This window comes from Streptococcus sp. E24BD (assembly GCF_041807825.1).
Classification (GTDB): Bacteria; Bacillota; Bacilli; order Lactobacillales; family Streptococcaceae; genus Streptococcus; species Streptococcus entericus.
The window spans coordinates 1-2,420 of the sequence record NZ_JBGTZB010000067.1; the positions used below are offsets into that span (position 1 = coordinate 1).

Here is a 2,420-nt window from a genome sequence, read left to right on the forward strand (position 1 = left end):
ACTATGTCCACTGGTGGAACCATCATCGCATTCACGGTAGTCTCGATTACCAAACACCTATGGTTAAGCGAGTTATCGCTTAACAAAAACACTTTATAAAAAGTGTACAGAAAAGGGGTGCCTTTCCACATCATAGAATTGAATTCACTAACACTAAAGCACAAGAGTGAGACGATTATCCTTCAAAAAGACATGCCAGTTGAAGTTAGAATAGTATATGATAAAGAAACTTATCTTGATTGGATTTTAGAAATGTTGAGTTTCAAACAATAATTTGGGTTTAGCCCTTAGACTACCTATAAAATACAATAAGACAGAGAAAGGCTGTCTTATCTAGGCTGCTACGGAGATATAAACTAAGTTGTCTATCNAGTTTAGCCCTTAGACTACCTATAAAATACAATAAGACAGAGAAAGGCTGTCTTATCTAGGCTGCTACGGAGATATAAACTAAGTTGTCTATCACTTGTTAGGGAAATTCCCTAACCCTGCTTATTTAAAAGGAGAATTTGTTAGGTGATATTATCCTAACCATGATCTTCATATGGAGGTAAATATTATGGAACTGGTATTACCAAAAAATTATGTAACTCTCGATCAAGAAGAGATAATGTATCTTGATGGAGGAGACTGGAACAACTTTAGAAACAACATTCAAGGATTATGGGCTAGCAGTGCAGGATTGCGTGATGCAATGAGCCAAGTTGGTTTGGTTTCTGCAGCAGGGACTGCAATCAAGTACAGTTATCCTATTTTAATGGCTAAAGTTGCGACAATTTCTGGCCCAATTATTTGGGCAACAGGGGGAGCGGCCGCAGTAGTTGCGGTTGGTGCTGGAGTAGCACTTTGGACAATGCGATTATTCTATTAGTATGAATATTTGAATAATAGCCGAGGTGGGTGCACCAGTGACTCTAAAGTTTTTTAGTTAACTGGATACATTCACCTTGGCTTTATTTTTTAAAATTCTGTACAATATATAAGGAACATATAGGGAGAGAAGCTATGAAAATTAACAAAACTTTGATGATGTTTTTATTGCTAATAGTAACAAGCATTTTTTGCGTTGCTCCAGTTTTTATTCAGTTAAATATAAGTGGTGATTCTCTGAAAATAGTTCTGTCATTTATAGCAGCTATTCCAATGTATTATATACTTTCTCAGGTTTTACATACCTTACTTCTTTGGATTACCATGATTTTATTTAGACTGAAAAGTATATATTGTTACTTTGTAGTATTAGTCAGATTAGGTTCGAAATTTTATTTTAGAATTTTCCTTAATCACGTTATGGGCTTTGCTCCAGCAATTGCTTTCCAGTATAAAGAAGGGAAATTACCAAAGTCTTTTTTTAAAGTATATTACATCCTATACTTTCTCTTAATGATAGGATACTACCTATTATTTTTGGTAGTCCATCGTAATCCGTTGTTTTTACCGCTTATCCCATTTTCAATTCTAACAGCAATTATTCAGAGGCTATACGAGCCAGTGTATCAGCAGTTATTCATGTTAAAATCGAAGGTATTGACAATACTTGAATCAGGACATGACTATCATTTTTCGATTAAAGACTATCCCAGAATTTGGCAATTGAGTTCAAAGTCGGAACTACCATTTATAGCACTTTCTTATGTAAGTTTAATAAAAGTATATTTATCTGAGGAGCAGTGTAAGGCTGTTGAGGTGATTGAAGATGAACGACTTGACGATAAAGGCTATCAAATGGGGCTTTATGGAATGTTAGATGTTATCAAACTTAATTTATATCTATTAAAAAATGATACAGAATTGAGGCTAAGATACAGTAAAATGTTAAATCAACTTCTGACTGATAAACCAGACTTTATGCTCGTTAAAGATGGTATTGATGACGCGTTAGCTGGAGAACAAGACTTATCAATATCTCTCGGTATTTCTGAAATACAATTGTTTATGGACATATATAAGTAGAAATTTTACTATTTGTTCTCAAACAACTAGTTTATGATTATACGTATCTCCAAGTATCTGGAGTTATATAATAAGTAAATAACAAATTTCATGAGGTGAAAATATGCCCTATAATTCTTTTGAGAAGCTACTTCAAACTAAATATTACAACGATATTTTCAAGAAAGTAGATAATTATATCTATAAAAACCGTTCAGAAATATCAGTAAAGTCGTATACTATTGATAGTCCGAATTATAAGAAACTGGATGATTTCACGGTAAAGAAAGTATTATCTCGTAAAATTCGAGGAGGAGTAATTGTTTCTGAGTTGCAAGTAGTCGCTTCTCTTGAAATTAAAGGTTGAATCGGTTACACTAAACTAGACAGAATTTATAAAGTGTTCTACACTAAAGAAAACAGGAGAACTCTATGTCTAGAAAAATCCGTCGTCAATTTAGTGATGACTTTAAGCAACAAATTGTTGA

The 2,420-nt window shown here is 33.4% G+C and carries 4 protein-coding genes and 1 pseudogene; all 5 read left to right on the top strand.

Annotated elements, in window-relative coordinates; translation table 11 throughout:
- A partial coding sequence (locus tag ACERC5_RS09985) for an IS3 family transposase (protein WP_373660666.1) occupies positions 1 to 83 on the top strand: 83 nt, incomplete at its 5' end.
- A gap of 46 nt (positions 84 to 129) precedes the next feature.
- Positions 130 to 273, top strand: a pseudogene (locus tag ACERC5_RS09990) (secretion protein HlyD); the annotation flags it as partial.
- 286 nt (positions 274 to 559) lie between these two features.
- Entirely contained in the window at positions 560 to 871 is a 312-nt protein-coding gene (locus ACERC5_RS09995) for a hypothetical protein (RefSeq protein ID WP_373659694.1), read from the top strand.
- Positions 872 to 1,005: 134 nt separating this feature from the next.
- Entirely contained in the window at positions 1,006 to 1,953 is a 948-nt protein-coding gene (locus tag ACERC5_RS10000; RefSeq protein ID WP_373659695.1) for a hypothetical protein, read from the top strand.
- Between the two features lie 103 nt (positions 1,954 to 2,056).
- Positions 2,057 to 2,299 carry a hypothetical protein gene (locus ACERC5_RS10005; protein ID WP_373659696.1) on the top strand — a complete coding sequence of 81 codons (243 nt, stop codon included), beginning with the start codon at positions 2,057 to 2,059 and terminating at the stop codon, positions 2,297 to 2,299.
- Positions 2,300 to 2,420: the final 121 nt, after the last annotated feature.

What these genes read in the sequence shown, in the direction of transcription:
- ACERC5_RS09995 (WP_373659694.1), top strand. Translation starts at nt 560, where the DNA reads ATGGAACTGGTATTACCAAAAAATTATGTAACTCTCGATCAAGAAGAG.
- ACERC5_RS10000 (WP_373659695.1), top strand. Translation starts at nt 1,006, where the DNA reads ATGAAAATTAACAAAACTTTGATGATGTTTTTATTGCTAATAGTAACA.
- ACERC5_RS10005 (WP_373659696.1), top strand. Translation starts at nt 2,057, where the DNA reads ATGCCCTATAATTCTTTTGAGAAGCTACTTCAAACTAAATATTACAAC.